The organism is Allochromatium palmeri (assembly GCF_009720725.1).
Classification (GTDB): Bacteria; Pseudomonadota; Gammaproteobacteria; order Chromatiales; family Chromatiaceae; genus Thermochromatium; species Thermochromatium palmeri.
In genome coordinates, this window is record NZ_WNKT01000032.1 from 18,733 (window position 1) to 45,502 (window position 26,770).

Genomic DNA, 26,770 nt, shown 5'->3' on the forward strand with positions numbered 1-26,770 from the left:
GGCGAACGATACGGACCTTCAACGAGGCCCAGATTGCGCAAGATTGAGTGGCTTGGCGTTCCAGGGTGAGTCTCACCCCCGCCTAGCGATGTAGAGATGGTGGGAGCTGGATCACTGAAATTTGGCAGTCCCCGGAAACGGGGCTGATCGATGAGAACAGGCCCGTGCGATCGGGTGGCTTCTCGGCTGCGGATGTCGCGATCCGCAGCGCCCCTAGGCCGCACGGGCTGAGTGTGGCGTAAACCAAGGCTTATCTCCAGATTCGGAGGATTACACAATGGCTAACAGCAGCATGACCGGTCTGACCGAGCAAGAAGCACAAGAGTTCCATGGCATCTTCGTGCAGAGTATGACGGCCTTCTTTGGCATCGTCGTCATCGCGCACATCCTCGCTTGGCTGTGGCGCCCCTGGCTGTAATTTGGGTCGAGCTCGGGCCAACTCCGGTATGCCCGACAACTGATTGAACCCATTTCAAATTCACTCTAGGAGAATCCTGACGATGTCACCTGATCTTTGGAAAATCTGGCTGCTGGTTGATCCTCGCCGCATTCTGGTCGCGATCTTTGCCTTCCTGATCGTTCTGGGTCTTGCGATCCACATGATCCTGCTGAGCACCGCTGAATTCAACTGGCTCGAAGACGGCGTTCCGGCCGCTACGGTCCAGCAAGTGACGCCTGTCGTTCCCCAACGGTAATCGCGTCCTTGACGGGGGTGGCGGGTCAGTGGGGTTTGTCCGCCAGGTGAACCCCGCCCGCCACCGACAGTGCTCAGAGGAGGCGGCCGTCTCGATGGTGCCTCCCCAGCAGAGGATATTACGATGGCCATGCTCAGTTTTGAGAGAAAATACCGCGTCCGTGGCGGGACGCTGATAGGGGGAGACCTATTCGACTTCTGGGTGGGGCCGTTTTATGTCGGCTTCTTCGGAGTTGCAGGCTTCTTCTTTGCATTGTTGGGTGTGCTCCTGATCGTTTGGGGTGCAACCATCGGTCCTAACGCAGAACTCCAAACTTATAACATCTGGCAGATCAGTATTGCTCCCCCGGATCTGAGTTATGGTTTGGGAATGGCTCCGATGACTGAAGGCGGTCTGTGGCAGATCATCACGATCTGTGCCATTGGCGCGTTCAGTTCCTGGGCTCTCCGAGAGGTCGAGATCTGCCGCAAGCTCGGTATCGGCTTCCATATTCCGTTCGCGTTCGCCTTCGCGATCGGTGCTTATCTGGTGCTCGTCGTGGTGCGTCCGATTCTGATGGGCGCTTGGGGCCATGGTTTCCCCTATGGCATCCTCAGCCATCTGGACTGGGTGTCGAATGTGGGGTATCAATTCCTGCATTTCCACTACAACCCGGCGCACATGCTCGCCATTACCTTCTTCTTCACCAACTGCTTGGCGCTGTCGATGCATGGCTCGCTGATTTTGTCGGTGACGAATCCGCAGGAAGGCGAAGAAGTCAAGACCAGCGAGCACGAGAACACCTTCTTCCGCGATATCGTGGGCTACTCCATCGGCGCACTGGCCATCCATCGTCTGGGTCTGTTCCTGGCCCTGAGCGCGGTGTTCTGGAGCGCGGTCTGTATCGTGATCAGTGGCCCCTTCTGGACCCGCGGTTGGCCGGAATGGTGGAACTGGTGGCTTGAGCTCCCGCTCTGGTAGGATCTAGGAGACTACAATGCCCGAATATCAAAATATCTTTACGACCGTGCAGGTGCGCGCGCCCGCCTATCCTGGGGTGCCTTTGCCCAAGGGCAGCCTGCCGCGCATCGGTAAGCCCATCTTCTCGTACTGGGCCGGTAAGATTGGTGACTCGCAGATCGGTCCGATTTATCTCGGCTTCACCGGTACGCTGTCGATCATCTTCGGCTTCATGGCGATTTTCATCATCGGCTTCAACATGCTGGCTTCGGTGGACTGGAACGTCATCCAGTTCGTCAAGCATCTCTTCTGGCTGGGTCTGGAACCGCCGGCGCCGCAGTATGGCCTGAGCATTCCGCCGCTGTCCGAGGGTGGCTGGTGGTTGATGGCGGGATTCTTCCTGACCATGTCGATCATTCTCTGGTGGGTGCGTACCTACAAGCGCGCTGAAGCCCTGGGTATGAGCCAGCATCTGTCCTGGGCCTTCGCGGCCGCGATCTTCTTCTATCTGAGCCTGGGCTTCATCCGCCCGGTCATGATGGGAAGCTGGGCAGAGGCCGTGCCTTTTGGTATCTTCCCGCACCTGGACTGGACGGCAGCGTTCTCGATCCGGTACGGCAACCTGTACTACAACCCGTTCCACATGCTCTCGATCGCCTTCCTGTATGGCTCGGCCCTGCTGTTTGCCATGCACGGCGCGACCATCCTGGCTGTCAGCCGTTTCGGCGGTGACCGCGAGATCGATCAGATCACTGATCGTGGTACGGCCGCTGAGCGTGCAGCCATCTTCTGGCGCTGGACCATGGGCTTCAATGCTTCCATGGAATCCATCCATCGCTGGGCTTGGTGGTGCGCGGTTCTGACTGTGATCACAGCTGGTATCGGCATCCTGCTGACTGGAACAGTCGTCGAGAACTGGTATCTCTGGGCCATCAAGCATGGTGTGGCTCCGGCATATCCAGAGGTCGTGACCGCTGTAGACCCATATGCTACGGCTTCGGGGGTGACGCAATGAATCTCGGAAAGCAAGTAACCCTGCCCGCCGTTGCCATCGTCGCTTCCGTCGTCCTGCTCGGCTGCGAGCGTCCGCCGCCGGAAGTCGTACAAAAGGGTTATCGCGGCGTGGCGATGGAGCAGAACTACAACCCGCGTCTGCTTGAGGCAAGCCTCAAGGAAAATCTGCCGGTCGAGTCGCTTCCGCCTTCGGCGCCTGGTGGCCCCAATGTCTCGGACGTCTATGAGAACGTCCAGGTTCTGGGTGATCTGAGCGTAGCCGAGTTCACCCGGACCATGGTCGCCGTGACCACCTGGGTGTCTCCGAAGGAAGGCTGTAACTACTGCCACGTTCCGGGCAACTGGGCGTCTGACGATATCTACACCAAGGTAGTGTCGCGCCGGATGTTCGAGCTGGTTCGGGCGACCAACAGCAACTGGAAGGACCACGTTGCCGCGACGGGTGTGACCTGCTACACCTGTCACCGTGGTAATCCGGTTCCGAAGTATGTGTGGGTGACTGACCCAGGTCCGAATCAGCCCTCGGGTGTTGTTCCGACCGGTCAGAACTACGCCTCGAAGACTGTGGCCTATGCGGCGCTGCCCTTCGATCCCTACACACCGTTCCTGGATCAGGCTAACGAGATCCGAGTAATTGGTCAGACGGCGCTGCCGGCGGGCAATACGACCTCGCTCAAGCAGGCCGAGTGGACCTATGGCTTGATGATGCAGATCTCCGACTCGCTCGGCGTCAACTGTACCTTCTGCCATAACAGCCGCGCTTTCTACGACTGGAAGCAGAGTACGCCGCAACGCACGAGTGCCTGGTATGCCATTCGTCACGTCCGCGACATCAACCAGAACTACATCTGGCCGCTCAACGACGTGTTGCCCGCTTCGCGCAAGGGGCCCTATGGCGACCCCTTCAAGGTCGGCTGCATGACCTGCCACCAGGGCGCTTACAAGCCGCTCTATGGCGCTCAGATGGCCAAGGACTATCCTGGTCTGTATGAGTCGGCTCCAGCCGAGGCCGTCGAAGTGGCTCCAGTGGAAGAGGTGGCACCCGCTCCTGTCGAGGAAGCGGCAGCCCCTGAGGCCGCACCTGTCGAGGATGCCGCACCGGCTCCGCAGCAGTTGTAAGGCCTGAGGATCGAACCGATGAGCAGGGATGCTCGCTAGGTGTCTGACAGGGAATTCGGCACCGATATGTAAGACCCGCGGCGAGGCTCGCATCAGTTCAGCCCGCGGTCGTTGAGGATGGTCCTGGACCGCATTGTCGAGGCCATTCAGAGGCTTGAGCGAGGAATCATTCGATGACTAACGAAAACCGTTCGATGTCTGGACTGACTGAAGATGAAGCAAAGGAATTCCATGGCATCTTCGTATCCAGTTTCGTCGTATTCACGGGGATCGTCGTTGTCGCACATGTCCTCGTGTGGTTGTGGCGTCCTTGGCTGTAATAGCCTAGGGTATTCGTGTTCGTGAGCGAACGGGCGATTGTTGCATCAGCACCGCCCACCAGTAAGAGACCGGAGATATAGACATGCACAAGATCTGGCAGATTTTCGATCCCCGTAGAACCCTGGTTGCCCTGTTCGGCTTCCTGTTCGTCCTTGGCCTGCTGATCCACTTCATCCTGCTCAGCAGCCCAGCCTTCAACTGGCTGAGTGGCTCCTAAGTCCCATTTGGGCATCGGCAAGGTTCCGGGGATTTGGCTGAACGCCTTCCTCGGACTTGCCAATCGATCCTGGCCGCGGGGAGATTCGCGGTAATGGCCGACAGGCCCAACTTGATTTAAAGTGAGGATAATTCAATGGCTGATCAGAAGAGCATGACCGGGCTGACCGAAGAAGAAGCAAAGGAGTTCCACGGCATCTTCACCCAGAGCATGACCATGTTTTTTGGCATCGTGATCATTGCTCACATCCTGGCGTGGCTGTGGCGCCCCTGGCTGTAATCGCCAGACTTCCGCCAAGCTGCGGGCAATGACGGGAGGCTGGCGGCCCAAGCCGCCGCGTCCCGTTTCATTCGTCAGGAGATACCCCAATGCCCCAAATGTACAAGATTTGGCAGGTTTTCGATCCGCGCATGGCCCTAATCGGGTTGGGCGCGTTTTTGTTCGTGCTTGCCCTGGTAATTCATTACATGCTGCTCAGCTCGCAAGGATTCGATTGGCTGCAGGGTCCGGATTATGCTCCGGTCACCTTGTCGGCCGGAATGTCCGCTCTGCCGGCTGGTCGTTGATCCAAGCGGTCGAGGGCATGTGCGGGCGGGGAGAGTGTCGAGTCCTCCCTCGCCCGTTTTTCGTTTGGATAGCCGCTGATTCAAGATGCAATTTCACGTCGATCAGATTCAGCTGACCACCCGGGCTCCGATTGAGATCATCGACCTCTCGGAGCAGGTCCGGCAGGCTTTTGCGCGTCATCCCATCCGTCAGGGCTGGGTGACGATCACCTCGGCACACACGACCGCTTTCGTGGCCTTGAACGAGCGTGAGCCGAAGCTCCAGCAGGATATGCTCGATTTCCTGACGCGACTTGCGCCGCCAGGCCAGACGCAGTATCGGCACGATATCGATCCAATCGACGGTCGTCCCAACACCCATTCACATCTCATCGGGCTGTTCATGAACGCCTCCGAGACCATTCTGGTCGACGAAGGGCGTCTGTTGCTCGGTGAGTGGCAGTCGATCTTCTTCATCGAACTCGATGGGCCGCGTCCGCAACGTCAGTTGCGCGTGCAGATCGCCGGCATCGTCTAAACGTCGCCGATGATCGCGACGCCATCGATTCCACTTCTTCAGACGCGGTTCGCTCAATGAAAGCAAGCGATTGGGCTGGATTCTTCGCCGATGAATCGGCCTTGGATCGGGACGCCTACCTCTTTCTCGATTACTATCTGGAATGCTCCGGCGATCCCGAGCTGGCGGCCGCGCACTTTTGCTCCGAGCAGTCGACCGCGCAATGGCGTCGTGTCGGCTCTGACGAAGATCTGCGACCCAGATTTGGCGCGCGTGTCGTTGATCTCCAGATCCTCGATGGGGCGCGCTCCGAGTTCAGCTATGGCGTGGGTTCAGGTTCAGACGAACCGATTACGGCCTGCCGTCTGCGCATTGCCCATCCGCATGGCAACTTCGGTCCGCGTCTGCCGAATCTGCTCAGTGCGATCTGTGGCGAGGGCACCTTTTTCTCGCCCGGCGCGCCCATCGTCAAATTGCTCGACATCGAGTTTCCTGAGACCTATCTGGCGTGCTTCCAGGGCCCTCAATTTGGCGTTGCGGGTCTGCGCGAGCGGTTGCAAGTCTATGATCGGCCGATCTTCTTTGGGGTCATTAAGCCCAACATCGGACTGCCACCCGAGGCCTTCAGCGAACTGGGGCACGAGAGCTGGCTCGGCGGTTTGGACATCGCCAAGGACGACGAGATGCTGGCCGATACCGACTGGTGTCCACTGGATCGGCGTGCCGAACTCCTGGGTGAGGCGCGTCGGCGCGCCGAGGCCGCGACTGGGGTGCCTAAGATCTATCTGGCCAATATCACCGATGAGGTCGATCGGCTGCTTGAGCTGCATGATCGTGCCGTCGCGCGCGGCGCCAACGCGCTGTTGGTCAATGCCATGCCGACCGGACTGAGCGCGGTGCGGATGCTGCGCAAGCACGCCCAGGTGCCGCTGATGGCGCATTTTCCCTTCATCGCGCCCTTCGCGCGGCTGGAGCACTTCGGCGTCCACACCCGCGTCTTTACCAAGCTGCAACGGCTGGCGGGCTTCGATGTCATCATCATGCCGGGCTTTGGTCCGCGTATGCACATGTCGGACGACGAGGTGCGCGCCTGCGCCATGGCCTGTCTCGAACCCATGGGGCCGATCAAGCCGAGTCTGCCGGTGCCGGGCGGCAGCGACTGGGCCGGTACCCTGCGTCCGCTCTACGAAAAGCTGGGTACGGTCGATTTCGGCTTCGTGCCTGGACGCGGTGTCTTCGGGCATCCTATGGGACCGCGTGCCGGTGCGGCCAGCATCCGTCAGGCCTGGGACGCGATCGTGGCTGGCGAGTCCCTGGAGGAGCAGGCCAAGCGGCATCCAGAGCTGAGTGCGGCGATCGCGGCCTTTGGCAAACCGGCGTCTGCGCAGGTCCAATCCGAACCAACCCGGACACCTGAACCAAATCGCGCGGGAGGTGACGCTTGACGGCTCACATCGTGCCTCCGCTGGCGGCTGGCGATCTGGAGCGCGCCGCCCAACGCGATGCCTCAGAACAGGTGATTCTGGTCGATGACCAGGATCAGCCTATCGGAGCCGCCGGCAAGCTCGAATCGCACCATCACGGCCAACTGCATCGCGCCTTCTCGATTCTGGTCTTCAATACCGAGGGCGAGCTGCTGTTGCAGCGTCGCGCCGACAGCAAGTACCACTTTGCCTCGCGTTGGTCGAATACCTGCTGCGGTCATCCGCGTCCGGGTGAGAGCACGCCCATGGCCGCCAGCCGGCGTCTGCATGAAGAATTCGGCATTCACGTCCCGCTGACCGAGCGCACCGAGCTCGTCTACCGGGCTGAGGATCAGGCGAGCGGACTGATCGAGCATGAATATCTGCACATCTTCCAGGGTGTTCACGCCGAGACTCCACGTCCGGACCCCACCGAGATCGGGGCTTGGCGCTGGATGTCGATGCCGGCGATTCATCGGGCGTTGAGACAACATCCCGACTGGTTCACCCCCTGGTTCAAGCTACTCGTCGAGCGTATCCTGAGCGCCTGATTCGCTTTTAGCGGCTACGCTCCGCTTGACCAGGATTCCATGTCGTCTCCAGAACACCTGAACGCGCCCTCGCGCGCGACGCCAGATACCCACCAGCGCGGCCAGGACAAGCTCGCGCGGATCCCGATCAAGGTCGAAACCAACGCCCCCGTACTGCGCAAGCCGAGCTGGATTCGGGCGCGCGCGCCGGTCGGTCCGGGCGTGGCGCGCATCAAGCGCCTGCTGCGCGAGAGCAAACTGGCGACGGTTTGCGAGGAGGCTCAGTGTCCGAACCTCGGCGAATGCTTCGCGCATGGCACGGCGACCTTCATGATCCTGGGCGATGTCTGCACCCGCCGCTGCCCCTTCTGTGACGTCGCCCACGGTCGTCCTCAGCCGCCCGACCCGAACGAGCCGGCCCATCTGGCCGAGTCGATCGCGCATCTGGGATTGCGCTATGTGGTCATCACCTCGGTCGATCGTGACGACTTGCGCGATGGCGGGGCAGGGCACTTCGCCGATTGTCTGCGCGCCATTCGCGCGCGCAATTCCGCTACCCGGCTCGAATGTCTGGTACCGGATTTTCGCGGCCGCGAATCCATTGCGCTCGACCAGTTCGTCGGCGAATCCGTGCCGGACGTCTTCAATCACAATCTGGAGACCGCGCCGCGTCTCTATCGCGAGGCGCGTCCGGGCGCTGATTACGCGGGATCATTACGGCTGCTCCAGGCATTCAAGGCGCGTCACCCCAGGGTGCCGACCAAGTCCGGCCTCATGCTCGGACTCGGTGAGACCCAGGACGAAGTGCTCGAGGTCATGCGCGATCTACGCGCCCACGACTGCGACATGCTCACGCTCGGGCAGTATCTCCAGCCCTCGCGCGATCATCTGCCGGTGCGTCGCTACTGGACCCCGGACGAGTTCGAGGCACTGCGCCGGGCCGGCGAGGACATGGGCTTCTCCAATGTGGCCAGCGGCGCCATGGTGCGCTCCTCCTATCACGCCGACCAGCAGGCCGGCGATCTGGTGCGATGACGTTCTATAGCCTCTTCAAGGCTCTATTGCTGCCTCCAGGAATCATTATTCTGATCCTAATCGCGGCCGTCTGGCTGACCCGTGGTGTGCTGGCGCGACTTCTGGTTTTCGTGGCGCTCTTGCTTCTGACCTTACTGAGCCTGCCAGTGGTCAGTGTCATGCTGATCCAGCCTCTGGAGCGCTATCCGATCATTGGCACGGACCAGGCGCCTCTGCCGCCCGAGGCACGCGCCATCGTCATCCTGAGTGCCGGCGTGCGTCGGGTGGCTCCTGAATATGGTAGCGGTCCCACGCTCGATGACGTCAGTCTGCGCCGGGTGCGTTATGGCGCACGGCTGCAACGTCTGACTGGCCTGCCGATCTATGTGACCGGCGGTTCGGCACCGGGCGAGGCGCGTCCGGTTGGCCCCGTTATGGCCGAGGTGCTCAGCGACGACTATGGTGCACGGGTCGCCGGCATCGAATCGGAAAGCCGCACGACCTGGGAAAACGCGACCCTGACCGCGCCTCTGCTCGAACGCGATGGGATCCATCACATTCTGCTGGTCAGCGATGCCTGGCACCTGCCGCGTGCGGTCGAGGTCTTCGAGCGCGCGGGTCTTGAGGTCACGCCCGCGCCGACGGCGCAATTTCATCATCCAGGCTGGACGGGCACGCTGAAATACAGCGACTGGCTGCCCTCGGCCAAGGCGTTACAGACCAGTTATTACGCCATCCACGAACATCTGGGGCGACTCTGGTATCAGGTCCGCGACTGGATCGAATAGCGCTCCATCAGGTAGCACAGACAATCCTGGCGGATCACGGTCTCGTCGCGGGTGAGCATGGACGGCATGAGACAACGGCGCAGCCGCCATTCCGCGCCGTCCAGCCGGAAATAGCGCGCGCTGACGTCGCGTCCGAGTTCATCGATCACGTCCAGAGTCGCCTCAGCGCCCGGCCGAACCCGTGCGAAGGGCGTGCCGACGGGCAGCTCACGAAAGTTCATCCGCTCCAGCTCCGGATCCAGCCACAGATCGACGTCGCGCGGGTCGAAGCCGAAACTGACGGTCTCCGGAATCCTGATCTGGGCCACGGTATGGAAGAGGTCGATGTCACGCGCCGGAAGTGGATGCTCCGGAATCTCACTCAGATGCAGCACGGCCGCGACGAATTCGCGCGCGTGATCGATCCCGGCCTGTTCACCGACCTTGCCGCATTCCAGGGTGACGGCCGGCGCGAGTTCGGCCATCGCCATGGACTGCACGCCCGTGGGGCGGATGAAATAGACCACCGTGCGGCTGAAGAGTCTGGCCAGATGCAGAAAGCGTTCGTCGAGCCGGTTGACGCACGCGTAGTGCGGATTGAGGCCGGTGTTGTTGTGCAGATCCAGGCTGGCAAAGATCCCGCGTCGGGCCATGATGTCGACGACCTGGCGCATGAGTCGGTGTTCGAGCGTCTCGGCATCCTGTGAACCCGGCCAGACCCGGTTGTAGTCCGGCTGGCCGGGCAGACGGCGCACCTCGCTGGCTGCCGCGCTGACATTGCCGATGAAGAGACTCAGTGCGCGCGGGAGTCGTAACGCACCGAAGCGTTCGAGCCGCTCGCGCAGGAGTGAGCGCATCGCCTCCCAGCCGACCGTTTCATTGCCATGCAGGAGCACGGAAACGAAGAGCGCCGGCTCGCGCGCGCCGGGGAGGTGAATGAGGGTCGGCGCACCGAGCCGCTCGACGAGCTGGTGGCTGTCGGTTTCCAGGAGGCCGTCGGGCAGTGAGTCGAGTTCTCGTAGCATGGCGCAATCATAAGCTCCACGCATGTACGGGTCGACCGCCGGCCTGCTGTTCGAGATAGGCCAGGGTCAACCCCGTCATATCCAGACCATGCCGTTGCACCCAGTCGCGTTGCCAGCGTGCGCCCGTGCGTCCGGTCGTCAGACGCTGTTCAAGCAGGCCGAGCCAGTAGTCGATCTCGGGCCGGTCGATACCCAGATCGCTCAAACCCTGCCGCGCGCGCGGCAGCAGATCCGTGGTCAGGATATCACTCACGCGATGCGTGCGGCCGTCGAGCCAGCGTATCCTGGCCGCGAGGCCGTCACGGGCACAGGCATAGAACCCTTGCTGCGCATGCAGAAACAGCACCCTGGATTCCAGCGACGGCTCGCGGCTCAGATGTGTAATCAGCCCCAGATAGAGCGCGGCATTGGCGATGAGATCCGCGACCGACGGACCCGAGGGCAGGGTTCGATGTTCGAGGCGCAGATGCGGCCGACCGTCCGGTTCGAAGCCGATCAGCGGACGGTTCCAGCGCCAGATGGTGCCATTGTGCAGCCGCAGATGGGCCAGGCGCTCGGGCGGTTCGTCCATCAACTGCGGCAGCAGGATGGGATAGTGATCGCGATTGGCTTGAAACGTCTCCAGGATCGAATGCCGTGCATAGCGAAAGCCGAAGCCGACCCGCTCCTGCAGGATCGGCCCGCCGACCGAGACGGCCTGCTCGAACAGCGGGATGCGCGTCTCGTCCCAGAGATCGCGGCCGAAGAGATAGGGCGAGTTGGCGCCGATCGCCACCAGGGGACCGCTGATCAGCTTGGCTGCGTTATAGACGCGGGCCGATTCCTGCGCCCCGATTCGGATGTGGATCTGAAAGGAGGTCGCCGCCGACTCCAGCATGACGTCGCGCCATTCCAGATCGAGCCGCTCGCGCCCCTCGATCCGCAGGCGCAGCGGGCGTCCGTGACGCAGGGCGAAGACCTGCTCGTTGAGGGCGCGATAACGCTCGCGCGGAGTCATGAAGTCGGGCGTCAGATCATCCGGCTGGACGCTGGGCAGGATGCCGATCAGGCCCAGACGACAGCCCTGGCGTTCAGCGGCCGGCGTGGCGCGATCGAGCGTCTCGCGCAGATCCTGAGCCAGCGTCGAAAGGGCCGAACCGCGCAACTGTGCCGCCGCGCCGTTGAACTCGATATTGAAGGTGGCCAGCTCGGGGACGATCGATGGATCGTCCAGCGTCGCCAGCACGGATTCGATGCGTGGGGCGGGACGTCCATCCGCGCCGACCAGCCAGGCTTCCAGCTCGAATCCGGCGCTCGGTTCGGCATCGTCGAAGCGACCCTCGGCGAACCAGGTCTCCAGTACGCGGGTCTCGGCGCGCAGTCGTCTGGAAAACTCGGCGAAATCCTGCTCGGTGAAGCGCGAAGACGCGATATCCTGCCCCATGCTTGATACTCGGCGAATTGATCTGCTCTGAGTATGGCAGAGGCACCTGACACCGTGACAACCCGGATCGAATAGGACGACTCCATGACGCCGCTGCGACGGGGATACGAGAACATCGTTTGGGCGCTCTGTCTTGCTGTTTTGTCCAGCATGGCCTGGACATGCGTCGCCGAAGAGGCGCGCCAGCCCACCGTCGAGTTGACTGCCGAGGAACGCGCCTGGCTGGCGGCCAACCCGGAGATCCTGATTGGCACCGCGCGAACCTGGACGCCTTACGTCCAGACGACCAGCAGTGGCGAGGCCGTCGGCATCGAGCCTGACATCCTGGCGCGCATCAAGGCGCTGACCGGCGCCAATATCCGTCTGGTCTTGGGCGAGTGGTCGGAGATGGTGCGGCAAGCCGAGCAGGGCGAGCTGTACGGGCTGGCGTTATCGGCCAAGCATCCCGAACGGGCTGATACCTTTCTGTTCAGCAAGAGTCCTTTCCGCCTCTCGCGCTATGTCTACGCGCGCGACGGCGCCTCCGTGACGCGCATGGAGGATCTATCCGGTCAACGCGTCGGCTATCTGGACGGCAACCTGGCCGAGCTCAAGACACTTCAACGCTGGCCGGAGATCGTGCCGGTGTCCTTTTCCTCGAATCAGGCGATCGCCACGGCATTGCTCAAGGGCGAAGTGGACGCGGCCATCTCGAGCATCAGTCTGCTGCTGACCATTCGCGAGGATCTGTTTCCCGGTCTCGGCATCGCCTTTAGCGTCCCCGGCAGCGAGGTGGAGCTGCGCTATTCCATTCGCAAGGAATATCCCGAGCTGCTGAGCATCATCGACAAGGCGCTGGCGGCGATCGGCGCGCGGGAGATTGATGCGATCCTGGATCAATGGGGTGGCCTGCCAATGTCGCACATGCCAAGGCTCGACCTCAGCGACGAGGAGCGCGACTGGTTGGCGGGGCACCCGAGGATCCTGCTCGGGATCAGCGATCAATTCCAGCCGGATATCATCCTCGGCCCCGACGGGAGTCGCGCTGGCCTGGTTGTCGATTACTTCGATCTGATCAACCGACAGTTGGGGGGGCGCCTCAAGCTGCATGTGGAACATGATTGGAGCGCGATCACGGAACAAGCGATGCGCGGGGAACTCGACGGACTGGCCTCATCCGCCCCCAACCCCACCTGGGATCGATATTTTCTCTATACCAGACCCTTCTATCACGGCTATTTTCATATCTATGTCCGTCGCGATGCGGAGCCCGTGCAACGGCTCGACGCGCTCGCCGGCAAGCGTGTCGGTTATCTGTCTGGGATGAAGTTTGTCGAGCATCTCATCGCGTCGGTGCCAGGTGTGACGACGAGCGGCTTCGAAACCAATGAGGATCTGGCAAAGGCACTGCTGGAAGGTCGGGTCGACGCCCTGATCGGCGCCATCGATCTGGAATGGTGGCGCAAGCAAAACAGCATCATCGGTTTCAAGATATCCGGATTCATCGAGTCGAGCCGGCACCCGGTGCTGATGTCGATTCGCAAGGATTGGCCGCTGCTGGTGAGTATCCTCAACAAGGCGCTGGAGAATATTCCCCTGTGGGAGCGGGAGCGTATCAGACAGACTTGGCTGGGCACGACTGCATCCGGCCGCGATGACCGTCTTCAGCTATCAGCGCAGGAGCGCAACTACCTTGATACCAGGGTCTTTCGGCGCGCCACGGCTCGGGGTTGGCCGCCATTGAATTTCATCGGCAACGATGGCCGGGTGGTCGGGATTGGCGAGGATTACTGGTCACTGGTGAAACATAAGCTGGGAATAAAGGAAGACACCCTGGCGCCGGTGGACTTTGCCGAGGTGTTGCAATCCATGCGGCAGGGGGAGGTGGACATCTTTGCCAGCACGACCCGCGCCAGCACTCGCGAAGCCTACGCGCTGTTCACCAACAGTTGCGAACGCTATCCCATCGCCATTGCCATGCGTCGCGACAGCGGCTTCATCACCGATGCGGCGACGCTGCAAGGCCAAGTGGTGGCGGTGGGTAAGGATTACAGCGCCTATCACTTGCTCAAGGCCCGCTACCCCGACATCGAGTTTCTGACGGTGCGCGATACCCGCGCCGCGATCGACGCGGTCGCCGCGGGCGAGGCCTTCGCGGCGGTGGATATCTTGCCGGTCCTGCAATATCTCATCGCCGAGCGCGACGACCACGAGGTACTCCTATCCGGCGTCACCGACCTGATGTTCAAGCTGCAAAGGGTTGCTGGTCATTTTGGCGATCCTGTATTGGAACCATCAGCTCGCCCGTCAAATCAGGCAACGCAAACACGCCGAGGGGCAATTACAGGAAACCGGGGAGCGCCTGCGCTCGATCTTGGCCTCGATGGATGATCTGGTCTTCGTGCTCGATACCGAGCAGCGCTTTATCGATGCCTACTATCAAGATAAACAGCGACTCTTGATGCCGCCCGAGCAATTCCTGGGCAAGCCGTGTTCCGAAGTGCTGCCGCCAGCGATCTACGCGAAACTGGATGACGCCATCAAGGCGATTCGCGGCCAGGGCGCGCAACAATTCGAATATTTCATGCCGCTGCCGGGAGGTGGGCGCTGGTCTAATGCCAGCGTTTCAGCGCGTTATGACGACAGGGGGCGTTTCATCGGCAGCACTATCGTCACGCGCGACTTCACCGACCGGAAACAGGCCGAGATCGCCTTGCGTCGGAGCCACGCCAAGTATCAGCGTCTAGTCGATGACATCGGCGGTCAGTTTATCGTCTATGCCCATGACGAACATGGCATCCTCACCAATGTGAGCAAAAACGTCGAACGGGTCTTCGGTCTGACTCAGGCTCAATGCATCGGGCAAAGTTTCGCGGATGTCGTCGATTGGCTGCCGGAATCCCTTGAGCTCGCCTGGGCGAATCTTGCCTACATACTGCAGAGCGGCGAGGCACTGCCGCCCTGGGAGATCGAGTTCCATCGACCGGATGGTCAAATCGGCACAATCTTGGTCATTTCCAAACCGGCCAAGGATGAGGCGGGCAACGTGACTTCGATCGAAGGTCTTGTCGAGGACATCACCGAGCGCAAGCTGGCCGCTGAAGAGCTGCGCCTCGCCAAGGAGGCCGCGGAAAGCGCCAATCAGGCCAAGAGCGCTTTTCTCGCGAACATGAGCCATGAATTGCGGACCCCGCTGAATGCCGTTCTCGGGTATGCGCAGATCCTCCAGCGCGATGCGACGCTCACTGAGATGCAGCAGCAAGGCATCGACATTATTAATCGTAGCGGCGATTATCTGCTGACGTTGATCAATGATGTCCTGGATCTGGCGAAAATTGAGGCAGGCTACCTTGAATGCGTACCGGCTCCCTGTCGATTACAAGACGTGTTGAGAGAGTTAGGTGAGTCCTTCCAGTTACGCGCCGACGAAAAGGGACTCGCCTTCCGCTATCGGGAAGGCGTCTTGCCCGCCAGTGTGGAGCTGGATGCCAAGCGCCTGCGGCAGATTTGCATGAATGTGCTGGGCAATGCGGTGAAATTCACCGAGCAGGGGGAGGTCAGCCTGGAGGCCGATTATCAGGCGGGAGCCTTGATCATTCAGGTGACCGATACCGGCATTGGCATTCCCGCCGCCATGCGTGAGGCGGTGTTTGAGCCGTTCATCCAAGCCGGCGAAGATCGCCATAAACAGCAAGGCACCGGCCTGGGCCTCGCCATCAGCCGCTCGCTTGTCAATAATATGGGTGGGTGCATGGAGCTGGACAGCGAGGAAGGGCGCGGCAGTTGCGTGACCCTTTCCATTCCTGCGCCCGTGCTGAAGTCGGAGTTTCCAGTGCCGGCCTTGGCGTCCAATGCTGCCCTGTTCGATGGCTATCGGCGCACCGACGCGCGTCAGGAACCCTTGCAGGTGCTGGTGGTGGATGATGAGCCACTCGCTTGCCAGTTGCTCGAACGGCAGTTGACGCCCCTAGGCTTTGTCGTCACACCGGCCAGTGATGGCGAGCAGGCTGTGACCCTGACCGCCACGCACGACTTCGATCTGATTCTCATGGACATGGTGATGCCGACTTTGGATGGACTGGTCGCCACGCGCACCATTCTCGACCGTCCCGGCGACACCAACCGGCGGATCATCGCGCTGACCGCGCGCGCCTTCGAGGATGATCGACGCGCCTGTCTGGAGGCCGGCTGCTGTGACTTCATCAGCAAACCGGTAGACTGGCAAGTGTTGTTTCAGGTGCTGCAGGACCATCTACCGCTGGTGTGGACCCATCGGGATGACGCGGTTTCACCGCCGCCGGTGGTGGCGGCGCGAGACCGTTCCAGGGTCGGACCGCTAGTTCCCGCACCGGATGTACCCCTACAGCCAGAGTGGCTTTCAGCGTTGGAACAGGCGATGATTCGCGCCAAGTCGGATCAGGCGCTCGAACTCCTGGAGGCCATCGCCGACCAAAATCCAGCCCTGAGCGGGCATCTGCGGCAGTGGATCGAACACTATGACTATCCGCGCATTCTGGACTGGATCCTCGCCCAGCAACGAGAAGGAGCATCGTGAGTACCAAGCCGTCTGCCAGTATCCTCATCGTCGATGACAATCCGGAGAACCTGAACGTCCTCAAGCGCATGCTTTCCGCCGAGGACTACGAGGTCCGTCCGCTGCCCAGTGGTGAGCTGGCCCTGCGCGCGGTCCAGGCGGAAGCTCCAGATTTGATCCTGCTCGACATCATGATGCCGGGACTCGACGGCTACGAGGTCTGCGCACGGCTCCAGGCCGATCCGCGCACCCGTGACGTACCGGTGATCTTCATCAGCGCCCTGCGCGACCCCGAGGACAAGGTGCGGGCCTTCGCCGCCGGTGGGGTCGACTATATCAGCAAGCCTTTTCAGGTCGACGAGGTGCTGGCGCGGGTCGCGACCCATCTGCGCCTGAATGCGCTGCAACAGGCCCTGCGCGCCCAGAATGCGCGCTTGCAGGAGGCCGCCGCCCTGTTCGAGGTCAGCGGCGAGGGGATCATCCTCACCGACGCGCAAGGCGTGATCCGCCGGGTCAATCCGGCCTTCACCCGCATCACCGGCTATACGCCCGAAGAGGCCATCGGGCAGACACCACGGCTCCTGAAGTCGGGCCATCATCCGCCTGAGTTTTATTCGCATTTCTGGTACACGCTGCAGAACCTGGGCTATTGGGAAGGCGAGGTCTGGAACCGCTACAAGGATGGCTCCATCCATCCGCAATGGGACATGATCACCGCGATCCGCAACGATCAGGGCGAGGTTACCGGCTATGTGGCCCAATTCAGCAATGTCGCGCGGCGCCACCTGACCGAACGAGAAATCCGCCAGCGTGGCAACTATGACGCCCTGACCGGTCTGGTCAATCGTTCGCTACTGCTGGAACGGCTCGATCTGGCGTTCAAGGGACATCGGCATCAGAAGCGGCAACTGAGTCTGCTGTGCATCGGCCTGGATCGCTTCAAACAGGTCAACGAGACTCTGGGTTACAACACGGGCGATCTGTTGCTGCAACAGATCGCCGCGCGCCTCACGTCAGAGATCCGCGACGTCGACACGGCCGCCCGCATCGGAGGCGATGAATTCGTCATCGTGCTCGTCGACCAGGTCGAGGCCACCGCGACCGAGCGCCTGGCCTGGCGTCTGCTGGAGCGTCTGACCCAACCCTTTGAGCTACCGGCTGGCAACCTCGACATCGGTGTCAGCCTCGGTCTCGCCGTGTTTCCCGATGACGGGGACGAGGTCGAGGTCGTGCTGCGCAATGCCAATATCGCCATGTCGCGGGCCAAGGAGCAGGGCGGTCGGCAGATCTGCTTCTTCACCGACGCCATGGGGCGCGAACTCATCGAGCGCCATCGTCTGGAACGGGATCTGAAACTGGCCCTGGCGCGGTGTGAACTGAGTCTGCATTATCAGCCGATCGTGAATCTCAAGAGCGGTCAGCCCCTGGGGTTTGAGTGTCTGCTGCGCTGGCAGCCTGCCGAACAGGGATTCATCAGCCCCGCGACCTTTATTCCCATCGCCGAGTCGTCCGGACTCATTCGGAGCCTGGGCGCCTGGGTCATCGAGATGGCCTGTCGTCAGCTTGCCCACTGGCAGAAGCGGGGGTGGTCGCTCTATGCCTCGGTCAATGTGTCGACGCGCCAGATCCCCGACGGCGTTGCGCCGGATTGGTTGTTGCAGGTGACCCAGAATCTGGGGCTGGCGCCCGAATGTCTGGTGCTGGAGGTCACGGAAAGCGTGTTCGCCACCGACCTGGAGTCGGTCTCCAACTGGTTGCGCGAGGTGCGGGCCTTAGGTTTCCGTGTCTATCTGGATGATTTCGGGACGGGCTATTCGTCCCTGTCCTATCTCAAGAATTTCCCGCTGGATGCGGTCAAGGTCGATCAGGTGTTCGTGCGCGACATGGTCGAGCAGGAGCGCGACCTGGCCTTGATCCGCGCGATCCTGGCCCTGTGTCAGGAGCTGGACTTGCAGGTCGTGGCCGAAGGGATCGAAACCGAGGTTCAGAGACAGCGTCTGAGCAATCTCGGTTGCACCTATGGACAGGGCTATCTGTTTTCGCGTCCCTTACCGGTCAGCGCGTTCGAAGACTTCTTGCAACGTTACGCGCCCTGATCCGCGCGGCCGGCGTTGAGCCAGCCGTCGAGTGCCGCCAGGCGCTCAGGCGTCCCGATATCGAACCAGTGTCCGTCATGGTGTCGACCGCCGACGCGCCCGTTGGCCATCGCCTGACGGAGCAGCGGAGCGAGCGGAAAAGCGCCCGGCGTCTGTCCATCGAACAGCTCGGGCCGATAGAGTCCGATACCGCTGAAGGTCAGACGCGGCCTTCCCTCGCTCCGGACGCGCCCGTCGCTCAGCGCGAAGTCGCCTTCTGGATTGTGGGGCGGATTGTCGACCAGCACCAGATGCGCCAGATCCCCCGCGCTGATCGTCAGTCCACCCAGATCGACATCGGTCCAGACATCGCCGTTGACAACCAGAAAGGGTTCAGCGCCGAGCAGCGGCAGGGCTTGGAAGATCCCGCCGCCGGTCTCCAGCGCCTGGGCCTCGGGCGAATAGCGGATCTCGACCCCGAACGCTGATCCATCTCCAAGCGCCGCTTCGATCTGCTGCCCCAGATGCGCATGATTGATGACCAGCTCGCGGAGGCCAGCCGCCGCCAGCCGCTCGATATGATGCTGAATCAGCGGCTTGCCGCCGGCCTGGAGCAGGGGCTTGGGAGTGTGATCGGTGAGCGGACGCATCCGCTCACCACGACCGGCCGCGAGGATCATCGCCTTCACGCTAGCTTTGGCTCCTTGCACTCATGGAAGATGCGCTTGTCACAGCTCGCGCAGACCGTTTTATCGAGCTTCTGATAGATCGCGCGCACGGCGGCCGTCTTGGACTGGAAGACATTACGCCCACCCGTGGCCTCCAGACAGCCGCATTGCTCCAGTGACTCCCACAGGCCCTGCTTGACGTTGATCAGGTACATGCCGCCGTCCTGACGCCGCCGCTCGGCTTCCTCGACCAGGGCATGACCGCCCTGCAGGTCGACGAAATTGATCCCGTTGGCGATCAGCGCCAGATGCTTCTGCTTGGGGTGCTCGGCGCGCAAGCGGTCGAAATACTGCTCGACATGAGCGACCGAACCGAAGAAGAGCGAGCCATCGATCCGGATGAAGCGCAGTTGCGGACATTGCACCACGTCCGGATTGCTCGAAAAGGCGTGCTTGGGCAGACGCGAGTCGGGCGCCATGGTCACGATGCGCGGTTTGGAGGTGCGCTCCAGATAGAGCACCAGCGACAGGAGCACACCAGCGAAGATGGCGAACTCCAGATCCAGCAGCAGCGCCGAGAAGAAGGTGACGGCCAGCACCGCCGTCTCGCGCTTGGACGAATGCAGGATGTGGCGGATCTCCTTGAAGTCGATCAGCCCCCAAGCGACCAGGAACAATACCCCGGCCATCGCGGCCTTGGGTAGATAGCTCGCATAGGGTGCGACCAGCAGCACGATGGCCATCAGCATGAAGGCCGCGAAGATCGAGGCCAGTGGCGTGCGCGCACCGGACTCGTAGTTGACGCCGCTGCGATTGAACGAGCCGGTGGCCACATAGCCCGAGAAGAACGAACCGGTGATGTTAGACAGCCCCTGGCCGATGAACTCCTGATTGCCGTCGATGCGATAACCGCCTCGTGCCGCGAGCGAGCGGGCGATGGATACCGCCTCGGTCAGGGCAAACAGCGTCACCGCCAGTGCCACGGGCGCCAGCTCGCGAATGTGCTCCAGCGTCAGCGAGGGTGACGACAGCGGCGGCAGGGTCGCGGGCAGGGCGCCGACGGTGGCGATGCCGGTTGCCTCGGCACCCAGCCAGGTATCGAGGCCCAGCGCCAGCAGACTGCCGCCGAGCATGGCGACGATCATGTACGGAATACGCGGCAGCCAGCGCTTGCAGGCGATACCCAGTCCCAGGGTCGCCAGAGCCACCAGGGTCGCGCTGGGGTTGATCTCCAGCACATGCCCGAAAAACTCGATCAAGATGTCATGCAGATGGCCGCCGCTGTCCATCTCGACGCCAAAGAAGTGCTTGAGCTGCTTGGCCGCGATCAGCACCGCCGCGCCGGCCGTGAAACCCACCACCACCGCGTGCGAAATGAAGTTGACCAGCGCCCCCATGCGCGCAAAGCCCAGTGCCAGCTCAATGACGCCGACCATGAAGGTCAGGGTCAGGGCGAGCATGACATAGTCCGGTGTCCCGGGAACCGCCATCGTCGAGAGTGCCGAGAACAGCACCACCGAGGCCGCCGTGGTCGGCCCTGAAACCAGATGACGCGATGAGCCGAACCAGGCGGCAATGATCGCCGGGACCATACCGGCATAGAGGCCATACTCGGGCGGCATTCCGGCGATGGTGGCGAAGGCCACGCCCTGCGGCAACACCACGATGGCGCCGGTGAGGGCGGCGATCAGGTCAGAGCGCACATCACGCCCGGTCACCTGCGGCAGCCAAGCCTTGTAGGGCGTGCTCCAGGACCAATCGAGTGCGCCGAGGAACTGCTTGCCGGTCGTCAGCGGATCTTGCGTCCGCAGATTGTGAAAGAGCGACTGGAGTCGGTTCATGGTGGATGGGGTACAGCTTGATGTGAGTGGGGCCGGGCACCAGACAGCCATGGCGCCGCGATCCGCAGGTTGGCGAGTCTCAGACTGTCAGGCGTTCTTCGGCCTCGCGATATTTGGCCGCTGTACGCTCGATGATCTCCGGAGGCAGCTCGGGACCAGGCGGGGTCTTGTCCCAGTCGAGCGTTTCCAGATAGTCGCGCACGAACTGCTTGTCGAAGCTCGGCGGACTGGAACCCGGCTGATAGTCATCGGCCGGCCAGAAGCGCGAAGAATCCGGGGTCAGGGCTTCGTCAATCAGAGACAGCCGACCGTTATCGTCGAGTCCGAACTCGAACTTGGTGTCGGCGATGATGAGTCCGCGCTCCAGCGCATAGGCGGCGCAGCGCGTATAGATGGCCAGACTGGTGTCACGCACCTGCTCGGCCAGCTCGCGACCAATCAGCCCGACCGTGTGCGCGAAATCGACGTTCTCGTCGTGCGCGCCCAGCTCGGCTTTGGTCGAGGGGGTGAAGATGGGTTCAGGCAACCGGTCGGCCTGACGCAGACCTGGGGGCAGGGCAATGCCGCAGACCGCGCCGCTAGCCTGATAGTCCTTCCAGCCCGAGCCGATCAGATAGCCGCGCACGATGGCCTCGACCGGCAGCGGCTTGAAACGGCGTACCACCATGGCGCGATCCCCGAGCTCGGTGAGCGCCGGCGGATCGGTCACCACGGAGGACACCGGAATCTCGGTGAGATGATTGGGGATGATGTCGGCCGTGCGCTCGAACCAGAAACGCGATAACCGCGCCAGCACCTCGCCCTTGCCGGGGATGGGATCGGGCAGCACCACGTCGAAGGCCGACAGCCGGTCACTGGCAACGACCAGCAGATGATCGTCGTCGATGCGATAAAGATCGCGGACTTTGCCGCGCGCGATCAGTTCGAGATGGGGCAGATTGGATTGATAGAGAGCGGGCATGGCGGTTGATCCGGAATCGATAAGACTGCGATTATAAACCGCTATGGCGATGCGGCGCGCAACAACCGCCGACGCTGGTGGCAACGGCTGTTCGCGTCCTGACAATAAGTATTGGAGATAGATTGAGACTATGAGCAAACAGATCATCCGCACCGATCAGGCGCCACGCGCCATCGGCACCTATTCACAAGCCGTCCGCGTCGGTCAGACCGTCTATCTGTCGGGCCAGATTCCGCTGGTTCCCGAGACCATGGAATTGATCGATGGCGACATGGCCGACCACATCCGGCGCGTCTTCGACAATCTGCGTGCTGTCGCGCAGGCGGCCGGCGGCGATCTGAGCGACATCGTCAAGCTCAATGTCTTTCTGACTGACCTGAACGACTTCGCCCAGGTCAACCAGATCATGGCTGAGTATTTCCAGGAACCCTATCCGGCGCGTGCCGCCATCGGCGTGGCCGCTTTGCCCAAGGGCGCGGCGGTCGAGATGGACGCCATTCTGGTTCTGGAGTGAGGTTCGTTCATGAAGCATCTATCGAAAATCCTTCCCTGGCTGTTAGTTCTGCCGCTCGTCGGTTGCGGCACCTCGCCAACGCGCGGGACGTCGGCCTATGACGACAGACCGGCGTCCGTCCGTGTCAGTGGCGATTTTGCTGGAGCACCTGGTGTCGACGCCTTCGTCGACCGCATGCGCCGGCATGGCTATTCACCCGACCGCACAGCGGCGATCCTCTCGGGTGCGCGGCGTCAGCAGTCCATCATCAATCTGATGAACCGTCAGGCTCCGAGTAAAAGCACCGGGCCGAATGGAGCCTGGACCCGTTATCGGGCCAAGTTCCTCGGCGAAGACTCCATCAACAACGGCGTGGCCTTCTGGCGTCGCAACGAAGCGGCGCTAGCGCGCGCGACCGCGCGCTATGGCGTTCCGTCCGAATACATCGTCGCGATCATCGGCGTCGAAACGCGCTATGGCGGCTTCACCGGCAAGACGCGCATCATCGACGCACTGTCAACGCTCTCTTTCGCCTATCCACGCCGTGCCGAGTATTTCAGCGGCGAGCTTGAGAACTACCTCATCATGGCGCGCGAGGAGAATATCGATCCCTTCGCGCCGCGCGGCTCGTTCGCTGGCGCCATGGGGTTGGGGCAGTTCATGCCGTCGAGCTTCCGTGATTACGCGGTCGATTTCAACGATGACGGCCATCGCGACCTCTGGAATCCGACCGATGCCATCGGCAGCGTCGCCAACTATTTTCGAAGCCACGGCTGGCAGCCGGGCGAGGCGGTGACCGTGCGTGCGCGGGTGGAGTCGCCGGCCGCTGCGCGCGCCATGAAAAGCGGCTTCAACACCAGTTATGGGCTCAACGATCTTGCGAGTCGCGGCATCACACCCACGCGCGCGCTCGGGCGTGTCGGCACCGTCAGTCTGCTCGAACTCGATGCCCAGGGTGGCTATGAATACTGGCTCGGGCTCAAGAACTTCTACGTCATTACACGCTACAATCACAGTACCTACTACGCCATGGCCGTGTACCAGCTCGCCCAGGCGATCCGCGCGCGCAAGGGCGGACCGGACGGGACGCGGGTCAGTTCGGCTGGGTGATCGCGGCCTCTGGTGTCTGGTGCGCCAAACCTGTCTAGCCTCGGAGATCGTCTGCCATGTCTCAACAGCTTGCCTATGCATCACGCCTGAGCGTCGAGGACTATCTAGCCAGCGAGGACGGCGCCGACATCCGGCATGAGTACATCGACGGCGAGCTGTACGCCATGACCGGCGCCAGCCGTCAGCATGTACTCATCGTCGGTAATCTCTATGCGCACCTGCGCCCACTGCTGCGCGGAACGCCCTGCCAGCTCTTCGCCAACGACCTGAAGGTCCGGCTCAAGATCGCCGAGCAGGACATCTTCTATTACCCGGATCTGATCCTGGCCTGCGACCCGGACGACCGGGAGACCTATTACTGCACCCGGCCCTGTCTGCTGGTCGAGGTGCTTTCGAATTCCACCGCACGCATCGATCGGCGCGAGAAATTACTCGCCTATCAGACGTTGCCAAGCTTGATGGAATATCTGCTCGTCGATCAGCATCAGCGCCGTGTCGAGGTCTATCGCCGGGCGCAGGGCTGGACGCTGGACGTGCTCACCGAAGGAACAGTACGGCTCGACTGTCTCGATCACGAGGTGCCGCTGGATGTGATCTATGAAGATGTCCCGGCACCGGACAGACGACGCGATGCCTGACGCCGGCGTCAGCGACAGCGCGGTCGATCCGGCGGTCTTGGCGCCGGAGGCCGGGCTGTCGTCGGATTCGGGCCTGGATCGGATTCCGGTACGCACGCTCGATCGGGTCGGGCCGAAGATCGCCGAGCGGCTCGAACGGCTCGGCATCCGCACGGTCCAGGATCTGCTCTTTCATCTGCCGCTACGCTATCAGGACCGCACCCGCTTGACCCCGCTCGTCGAGATCGCGCCTGGGGTCGAGACCTGGGTCGAGGGCGAGATCCTCGAATCCGGCATCGGTCTGGGGCGGCGGCGCTCGCTCAAGGTCTGGATCGGGGACGCGCTCGGGGCTGGGCTGCTGTTGCGCTTCTTCTATTTCTCGCCCCAGCAGGCCGCTGCGCTCAAGCCCGGCGAGCGGGTGCGCTGTTATGGTGAGGTGCGCCAGGGGCCGCAGTCGCTGGAGATGGTGCATCCCGAATACCGTCTCCTGCGCGCCGGGGCCGACGAACCGATCGCCGCCTGTCTGACCCCCATCTACCCCTCGACCGAGGGCTTGCAGCAAACGAGCTGGCGCGGTCTGACCGATCAGGCGCTGGCGCTCATGGAACGCACCGCGCCGGCCGAACGGCTGCCGCCCGAGATCCTCGACCCGCTGGGCCTGCCGACCCTGACCGAGGCGCTGGCCTTTCTGCATCGTCCGCCGCTTGGCACGCCGCTCCAGGAGCTGACCGAGGGCCGGCATCCGGCCTTCGCGCGGTTGGCCTTCGAGGAGCTGGTTGCGCATCAGATGAGTCTGCGCCGGATGCGGCTGGAACAGCGGCGCGTCTCGGCGCCGGTGCTGGGCGGTGACGGCGGTTTGCGCGAGCGCTTGCGGGCCAGTCTGCCGTTCCGGCTCACCGCGTCGCAGGAGCGGGTGGTCGCTGAGATCGCCGCCGATCTGGCGCAGCCACGGCCGATGCAGCGGTTGCTCCAGGGCGACGTGGGCGCGGGCAAGACGGTGGTGGCGGCGCTGGCCGCGCTCCAGGCGCTGGAGTCGGGCTGTCAGGCTGCGCTCATGGCGCCGACCGAACTGCTGGCCGAGCAGCATCAGCGCAGTCTGAGCGGCTGGCTCGGTGCGCTCGGGATCGAGCCGGTGTGGCTGGCCGGGCGTCACAAGGGACGCGAGCGCGAGGAACGACTGGCGGCGATCGCCTCCGGCGCGGCGCCGATCGTGGTCGGCACCCATGCGCTGTTGCAGGACGATGTGGTTTTTCAGGATCTGGGGCTGGTCATCATCGACGAGCAGCATCGCTTCGGTGTCCATCAGCGCATGAAGCTGCGCGAGAAGGGCGGCGGCGAGGACGGGGCGCCGCATCAGCTCATCATGACCGCGACGCCGATTCCGCGCTCGCTGGCGATGACGCTCTATGCTGATCTGGATCTGTCGGTGATCGACGGGCTGCCGCCAGGACGCACGCCGATCGTCACGCGCGCGGTGCCGGATACGCGGCGCGACGAGGTCATCGAGCGGGTGCGTCAGGCGTGTCTGGCGGGGCGACAGGCGTATTGGGTCTGTACGCTGATCGAAGAGTCGGAGGTGCTGGAGTGTCAGGCGGCCGAGGATACGGCGCGTCAGTTGAGTGAGTGTCTGGAGGGGTTACGGGTCGGGTTGGTGCATGGTCGGCTCAAGAGCCAGGACCGCGATGCGCTGATGGCGGAGTTTGCATCCGGTGCGCTGGATCTGCTGGTGGCGACGACGGTGATCGAGGTCGGGGTCGATGTGCCGAATGCCAGTTTGATGATTATTGAGAATCCGGAGCGGTTGGGGTTGGCGCAGTTGCATCAATTACGCGGACGGGTTGGGCGTGGGTCGGTGGAGAGTCATTGTCTGCTGCTCTATCACGCGCCGCTGTCGGCGATTGCGCGTGAGCGGCTTGGGATCATTCGTGATTCGACCAGTGGGTTTGAAATTGCCGAGCGTGATTTGGCGATTCGGGGGGCGGGTGAGGTGTTAGGGACGCGCCAGACGGGGAGTATTCAATTCCGCATTGCTGATCCGTTGCGGGATCAGCCGTTGATTGCCGAGGCGCAGCGGGCGGCGGATCGGTTGCTGGTGGGGTATCCCGAACTCATTACGCCGCTGATTGATCGGTGGCTGGGGGAGAGGGAGCATTATGGTGGGGTTTGAGGCGCTTTTACGTGTACAAGGTGAGCTTGGATGGATGGCGAATGGCGGGCTAATCTTGCACTAGATTGCAATAAATCTAGTACCTCGCACCTTAAGTTGACTGGACAATTTCATGCCATCAGCGGCTTGCCGATATAGGTCCAGCGAAACGGCTTGGCGAGGGTCTGGTTGAAGAAATCGATGAACTCAAGGAGGCGTTGCTTGAGTTCATCAGTGGAGGCGAAGCGCGCGCGCTTGAGCAACCGACGGGTGAGGATACCGAACCAGATCTCGACCTGATTGAGCCAGGAACAGTGCTTGGGAGTATAAACAAAGCGGATGCGATGGGCGGGATCCTGGAGAAAGGCGGCGCGGGAGGCCATGCTCTGGAGGATCCCCGTTTTTCCCTTGCCACCAAGGTCGCTGTCGATCCCACAGCGTTGGGCGATGGATTCGACCAGACTGGCCGATTGGTGGGTGTTGAGTTGATCAACGATGAAGATCCACTCGCCCAGCGGATCGGTGTCCAGGGTGCGCTCGATGTGTGCCACAAAATCGGCTTCGGTGCGGGTGTCGCCGATGGAGGGGGTGATGACGCGCCCGGTGGCGACCTCGAAGTTGGCGATCAGTGCCTGGGTGCCGTGGCGTTCGTACTCGAACTCCACCGCCTCGGGATGGCCAGGGCGCATCGGCCGGTTGGGGTGAATGGGATCGAGCGCCTGGATCCCGGTTTTCTCATCGGTGGAGATCACATGGA

At 62.2% G+C, this 26,770-nt stretch carries 27 protein-coding genes; 21 read left to right on the plus strand and 6 right to left on the minus strand.

All coding sequences use genetic code 11. The features are described from left to right. Window positions 1–277 precede the first annotated feature (277 nt). The 14 genes from pufB (GJ668_RS13705) to GJ668_RS13770 all read left to right on the plus strand — a co-directional run bounded on the left by pufB (GJ668_RS13705) (window position 278) and on the right by GJ668_RS13770 (window position 9,162). Window positions 278–418, plus strand: coding sequence for a light-harvesting antenna LH1, beta subunit (gene pufB / locus GJ668_RS13705; RefSeq protein ID WP_012971734.1), 141 nt, complete (start codon window positions 278–280; stop codon window positions 416–418). An 82-nt stretch (window positions 419–500) separates the two neighbouring features. Beyond that, on the plus strand, window positions 501–695 hold the full coding sequence (pufA, locus tag GJ668_RS13710) for a light-harvesting antenna LH1, alpha subunit (RefSeq protein WP_155450710.1): 195 nt from the start codon (window positions 501–503) through the stop codon (window positions 693–695). 123 nt (window positions 696–818) lie between these two features. Continuing rightward, complete coding sequence (gene pufL, locus GJ668_RS13715; RefSeq protein ID WP_155450711.1) at window positions 819–1,655, plus strand: photosynthetic reaction center subunit L; 837 nt, start codon at window positions 819–821, stop codon at window positions 1,653–1,655. A 16-nt stretch (window positions 1,656–1,671) separates the two neighbouring features. After that, window positions 1,672–2,649, plus strand: coding sequence for a photosynthetic reaction center subunit M (gene pufM, locus GJ668_RS13720; protein ID WP_155450712.1), 978 nt, complete (start codon window positions 1,672–1,674; stop codon window positions 2,647–2,649). Next, a complete protein-coding gene (gene pufC, locus GJ668_RS13725; RefSeq protein ID WP_155450713.1) occupies window positions 2,646–3,767 on the plus strand; it encodes a photosynthetic reaction center cytochrome PufC in 1,122 nt (373 codons plus the stop codon). The genes pufM and pufC overlap by 4 nt, the downstream gene beginning before the upstream one ends. A 173-nt stretch (window positions 3,768–3,940) precedes the next feature. Continuing rightward, window positions 3,941–4,087: a light-harvesting antenna LH1, beta subunit gene (pufB, locus tag GJ668_RS13730; protein ID WP_155450714.1), complete on the plus strand. Its 147-nt coding sequence runs from the start codon at window positions 3,941–3,943 to the stop codon at window positions 4,085–4,087. Between the two features lie 83 nt (window positions 4,088–4,170). Next, the gene (gene pufA / locus GJ668_RS13735; RefSeq protein WP_012971728.1) at window positions 4,171–4,305 is read left to right on the plus strand and encodes a light-harvesting antenna LH1, alpha subunit; all 135 of its coding nucleotides are present in this window, start codon (window positions 4,171–4,173) and stop codon (window positions 4,303–4,305) included. Window positions 4,306–4,440: 135 nt separating this feature from the next. Next, window positions 4,441–4,584 carry a light-harvesting antenna LH1, beta subunit gene (gene pufB / locus GJ668_RS13740; protein WP_012971727.1) on the plus strand — a complete coding sequence of 48 codons (144 nt, stop codon included), beginning with the start codon at window positions 4,441–4,443 and terminating at the stop codon, window positions 4,582–4,584. Between the two features lie 89 nt (window positions 4,585–4,673). Next, a complete protein-coding gene (pufA, locus tag GJ668_RS13745) occupies window positions 4,674–4,871 on the plus strand; it encodes a light-harvesting antenna LH1, alpha subunit (RefSeq protein ID WP_246194869.1) in 198 nt (65 codons plus the stop codon). Between the two features lie 85 nt (window positions 4,872–4,956). Continuing rightward, window positions 4,957–5,388, plus strand: a complete 432-nt coding sequence (locus GJ668_RS13750; protein WP_155450715.1) for a secondary thiamine-phosphate synthase enzyme YjbQ — start codon at window positions 4,957–4,959, stop codon at window positions 5,386–5,388. A gap of 56 nt (window positions 5,389–5,444) precedes the next feature. Next, window positions 5,445–6,812 carry a RuBisCO large subunit C-terminal-like domain-containing protein gene (locus GJ668_RS13755; RefSeq protein ID WP_155450716.1) on the plus strand — a complete coding sequence of 456 codons (1,368 nt, stop codon included), beginning with the start codon at window positions 5,445–5,447 and terminating at the stop codon, window positions 6,810–6,812. Next, entirely contained in the window at window positions 6,809–7,381 is a 573-nt protein-coding gene (gene idi, locus GJ668_RS13760) for an isopentenyl-diphosphate Delta-isomerase (protein ID WP_155450717.1), read from the plus strand. The genes GJ668_RS13755 and idi overlap by 4 nt, the downstream gene beginning before the upstream one ends. Window positions 7,382–7,420: 39 nt before the next feature. Then, on the plus strand, window positions 7,421–8,395 hold the full coding sequence (lipA, locus tag GJ668_RS13765; protein WP_155450718.1) for a lipoyl synthase: 975 nt from the start codon (window positions 7,421–7,423) through the stop codon (window positions 8,393–8,395). After that, complete coding sequence (locus tag GJ668_RS13770; RefSeq protein ID WP_155450719.1) at window positions 8,392–9,162, plus strand: YdcF family protein; 771 nt, start codon at window positions 8,392–8,394, stop codon at window positions 9,160–9,162. The genes lipA and GJ668_RS13770 overlap by 4 nt, the downstream gene beginning before the upstream one ends. Here GJ668_RS13770 and GJ668_RS13775 read toward each other — a convergent pair. Further along, window positions 9,138–10,166 (minus strand): M14 family metallopeptidase, encoded by a 1,029-nt coding sequence (locus GJ668_RS13775; protein ID WP_155450720.1) that lies wholly within the window; start codon window positions 10,164–10,166, stop codon window positions 9,138–9,140. The genes GJ668_RS13770 and GJ668_RS13775 overlap by 25 nt on opposite strands. A 7-nt stretch (window positions 10,167–10,173) precedes the next feature. Further along, window positions 10,174–11,589 (minus strand): glutamate-cysteine ligase family protein, encoded by a 1,416-nt coding sequence (locus tag GJ668_RS13780; protein WP_155450721.1) that lies wholly within the window; start codon window positions 11,587–11,589, stop codon window positions 10,174–10,176. 150 nt (window positions 11,590–11,739) lie between these two features. On the opposite strand from GJ668_RS13780, the gene GJ668_RS13785 reads away from it, so the two are divergent. The 3 genes from GJ668_RS13785 to GJ668_RS13795 are packed head-to-tail and all read left to right on the plus strand — an operon-like array spanning window position 11,740 to window position 18,198. Beyond that, complete coding sequence (locus GJ668_RS13785; protein WP_246194876.1) at window positions 11,740–13,959, plus strand: transporter substrate-binding domain-containing protein; 2,220 nt, start codon at window positions 11,740–11,742, stop codon at window positions 13,957–13,959. Window positions 13,960–13,969: 10 nt separating this feature from the next. Next, complete coding sequence (locus GJ668_RS13790) at window positions 13,970–16,123, plus strand: PAS domain-containing hybrid sensor histidine kinase/response regulator (protein ID WP_343032218.1); 2,154 nt, start codon at window positions 13,970–13,972, stop codon at window positions 16,121–16,123. Next, window positions 16,120–18,198 carry an EAL domain-containing protein gene (locus GJ668_RS13795; RefSeq protein WP_155450724.1) on the plus strand — a complete coding sequence of 693 codons (2,079 nt, stop codon included), beginning with the start codon at window positions 16,120–16,122 and terminating at the stop codon, window positions 18,196–18,198. Before GJ668_RS13790 ends, GJ668_RS13795 begins: the two co-directional genes overlap by 4 nt. On the opposite strand, the gene murU is transcribed toward GJ668_RS13795, so the two are convergent. From murU to GJ668_RS13810, 3 genes are read right to left on the minus strand one after another with little or no spacing between them, the layout of a single operon-like run. Beyond that, window positions 18,186–18,866, minus strand: a complete 681-nt coding sequence (murU, locus tag GJ668_RS13800; RefSeq protein ID WP_186343107.1) for an N-acetylmuramate alpha-1-phosphate uridylyltransferase MurU — start codon at window positions 18,864–18,866, stop codon at window positions 18,186–18,188. The genes GJ668_RS13795 and murU overlap by 13 nt on opposite strands. Further along, window positions 18,863–20,737 (minus strand): SulP family inorganic anion transporter, encoded by a 1,875-nt coding sequence (locus tag GJ668_RS13805; protein WP_246194871.1) that lies wholly within the window; start codon window positions 20,735–20,737, stop codon window positions 18,863–18,865. Before GJ668_RS13805 ends, murU begins: the two co-directional genes overlap by 4 nt. 28 nt (window positions 20,738–20,765) lie before the next feature. After that, window positions 20,766–21,647 carry a phosphoribosylaminoimidazolesuccinocarboxamide synthase gene (locus GJ668_RS13810; RefSeq protein ID WP_155450725.1) on the minus strand — a complete coding sequence of 294 codons (882 nt, stop codon included), beginning with the start codon at window positions 21,645–21,647 and terminating at the stop codon, window positions 20,766–20,768. 130 nt (window positions 21,648–21,777) lie between these two features. Between GJ668_RS13810 and GJ668_RS13815 the strand changes: the two genes are divergently transcribed. The 4 genes from GJ668_RS13815 to recG are packed head-to-tail and all read left to right on the plus strand — an operon-like array spanning window position 21,778 to window position 26,034. Continuing rightward, entirely contained in the window at window positions 21,778–22,161 is a 384-nt protein-coding gene (locus GJ668_RS13815) for a RidA family protein (protein ID WP_155450726.1), read from the plus strand. A 9-nt stretch (window positions 22,162–22,170) separates the two neighbouring features. Beyond that, window positions 22,171–23,250 carry a lytic murein transglycosylase B gene (gene mltB / locus GJ668_RS13820; protein WP_155450727.1) on the plus strand — a complete coding sequence of 360 codons (1,080 nt, stop codon included), beginning with the start codon at window positions 22,171–22,173 and terminating at the stop codon, window positions 23,248–23,250. Window positions 23,251–23,306: 56 nt separating this feature from the next. After that, the gene (locus tag GJ668_RS13825; RefSeq protein ID WP_155450728.1) at window positions 23,307–23,888 is read left to right on the plus strand and encodes a Uma2 family endonuclease; all 582 of its coding nucleotides are present in this window, start codon (window positions 23,307–23,309) and stop codon (window positions 23,886–23,888) included. After that, complete coding sequence (recG, locus tag GJ668_RS13830) at window positions 23,881–26,034, plus strand: ATP-dependent DNA helicase RecG (RefSeq protein ID WP_155450729.1); 2,154 nt, start codon at window positions 23,881–23,883, stop codon at window positions 26,032–26,034. The genes GJ668_RS13825 and recG overlap by 8 nt, the downstream gene beginning before the upstream one ends. A 110-nt stretch (window positions 26,035–26,144) precedes the next feature. Here recG and GJ668_RS13835 read toward each other — a convergent pair. Next, the coding region (locus GJ668_RS13835; RefSeq protein WP_155450730.1) for a transposase at window positions 26,145–26,770 on the minus strand (626 nt) is incomplete at its 5' end.

Coding starts and splice junctions, on each gene's coding strand:
- pufB (WP_012971734.1), top strand. CDS start 278: ATGGCTAACAGCAGCATGACCGGTCTGACCGAGCAAGAAGCACAAGAG.
- pufA (WP_155450710.1), top strand. CDS start 501: ATGTCACCTGATCTTTGGAAAATCTGGCTGCTGGTTGATCCTCGCCGC.
- pufL (WP_155450711.1), top strand. CDS start 819: ATGGCCATGCTCAGTTTTGAGAGAAAATACCGCGTCCGTGGCGGGACG.
- pufM (WP_155450712.1), top strand. CDS start 1,672: ATGCCCGAATATCAAAATATCTTTACGACCGTGCAGGTGCGCGCGCCC.
- pufC (WP_155450713.1), top strand. CDS start 2,646: ATGAATCTCGGAAAGCAAGTAACCCTGCCCGCCGTTGCCATCGTCGCT.
- pufB (WP_155450714.1), top strand. CDS start 3,941: ATGACTAACGAAAACCGTTCGATGTCTGGACTGACTGAAGATGAAGCA.
- pufA (WP_012971728.1), top strand. CDS start 4,171: ATGCACAAGATCTGGCAGATTTTCGATCCCCGTAGAACCCTGGTTGCC.
- pufB (WP_012971727.1), top strand. CDS start 4,441: ATGGCTGATCAGAAGAGCATGACCGGGCTGACCGAAGAAGAAGCAAAG.
- pufA (WP_246194869.1), top strand. CDS start 4,674: ATGCCCCAAATGTACAAGATTTGGCAGGTTTTCGATCCGCGCATGGCC.
- GJ668_RS13750 (WP_155450715.1), top strand. CDS start 4,957: ATGCAATTTCACGTCGATCAGATTCAGCTGACCACCCGGGCTCCGATT.
- GJ668_RS13755 (WP_155450716.1), top strand. CDS start 5,445: ATGAAAGCAAGCGATTGGGCTGGATTCTTCGCCGATGAATCGGCCTTG.
- lipA (WP_155450718.1), top strand. CDS start 7,421: ATGTCGTCTCCAGAACACCTGAACGCGCCCTCGCGCGCGACGCCAGAT.
- GJ668_RS13770 (WP_155450719.1), top strand. CDS start 8,392: ATGACGTTCTATAGCCTCTTCAAGGCTCTATTGCTGCCTCCAGGAATC.
- GJ668_RS13775 (WP_155450720.1), bottom strand. CDS start 10,166: ATGCTACGAGAACTCGACTCACTGCCCGACGGCCTCCTGGAAACCGAC.
- GJ668_RS13780 (WP_155450721.1), bottom strand. CDS start 11,589: ATGGGGCAGGATATCGCGTCTTCGCGCTTCACCGAGCAGGATTTCGCC.
- GJ668_RS13785 (WP_246194876.1), top strand. CDS start 11,740: ATGGCCTGGACATGCGTCGCCGAAGAGGCGCGCCAGCCCACCGTCGAG.
- GJ668_RS13805 (WP_246194871.1), bottom strand. CDS start 20,737: ATGGCTGTCTGGTGCCCGGCCCCACTCACATCAAGCTGTACCCCATCC.
- GJ668_RS13810 (WP_155450725.1), bottom strand. CDS start 21,647: ATGCCCGCTCTCTATCAATCCAATCTGCCCCATCTCGAACTGATCGCG.
- GJ668_RS13815 (WP_155450726.1), top strand. CDS start 21,778: ATGAGCAAACAGATCATCCGCACCGATCAGGCGCCACGCGCCATCGGC.
- mltB (WP_155450727.1), top strand. CDS start 22,171: ATGAAGCATCTATCGAAAATCCTTCCCTGGCTGTTAGTTCTGCCGCTC.
- GJ668_RS13825 (WP_155450728.1), top strand. CDS start 23,307: ATGTCTCAACAGCTTGCCTATGCATCACGCCTGAGCGTCGAGGACTAT.
- recG (WP_155450729.1), top strand. CDS start 23,881: ATGCCTGACGCCGGCGTCAGCGACAGCGCGGTCGATCCGGCGGTCTTG.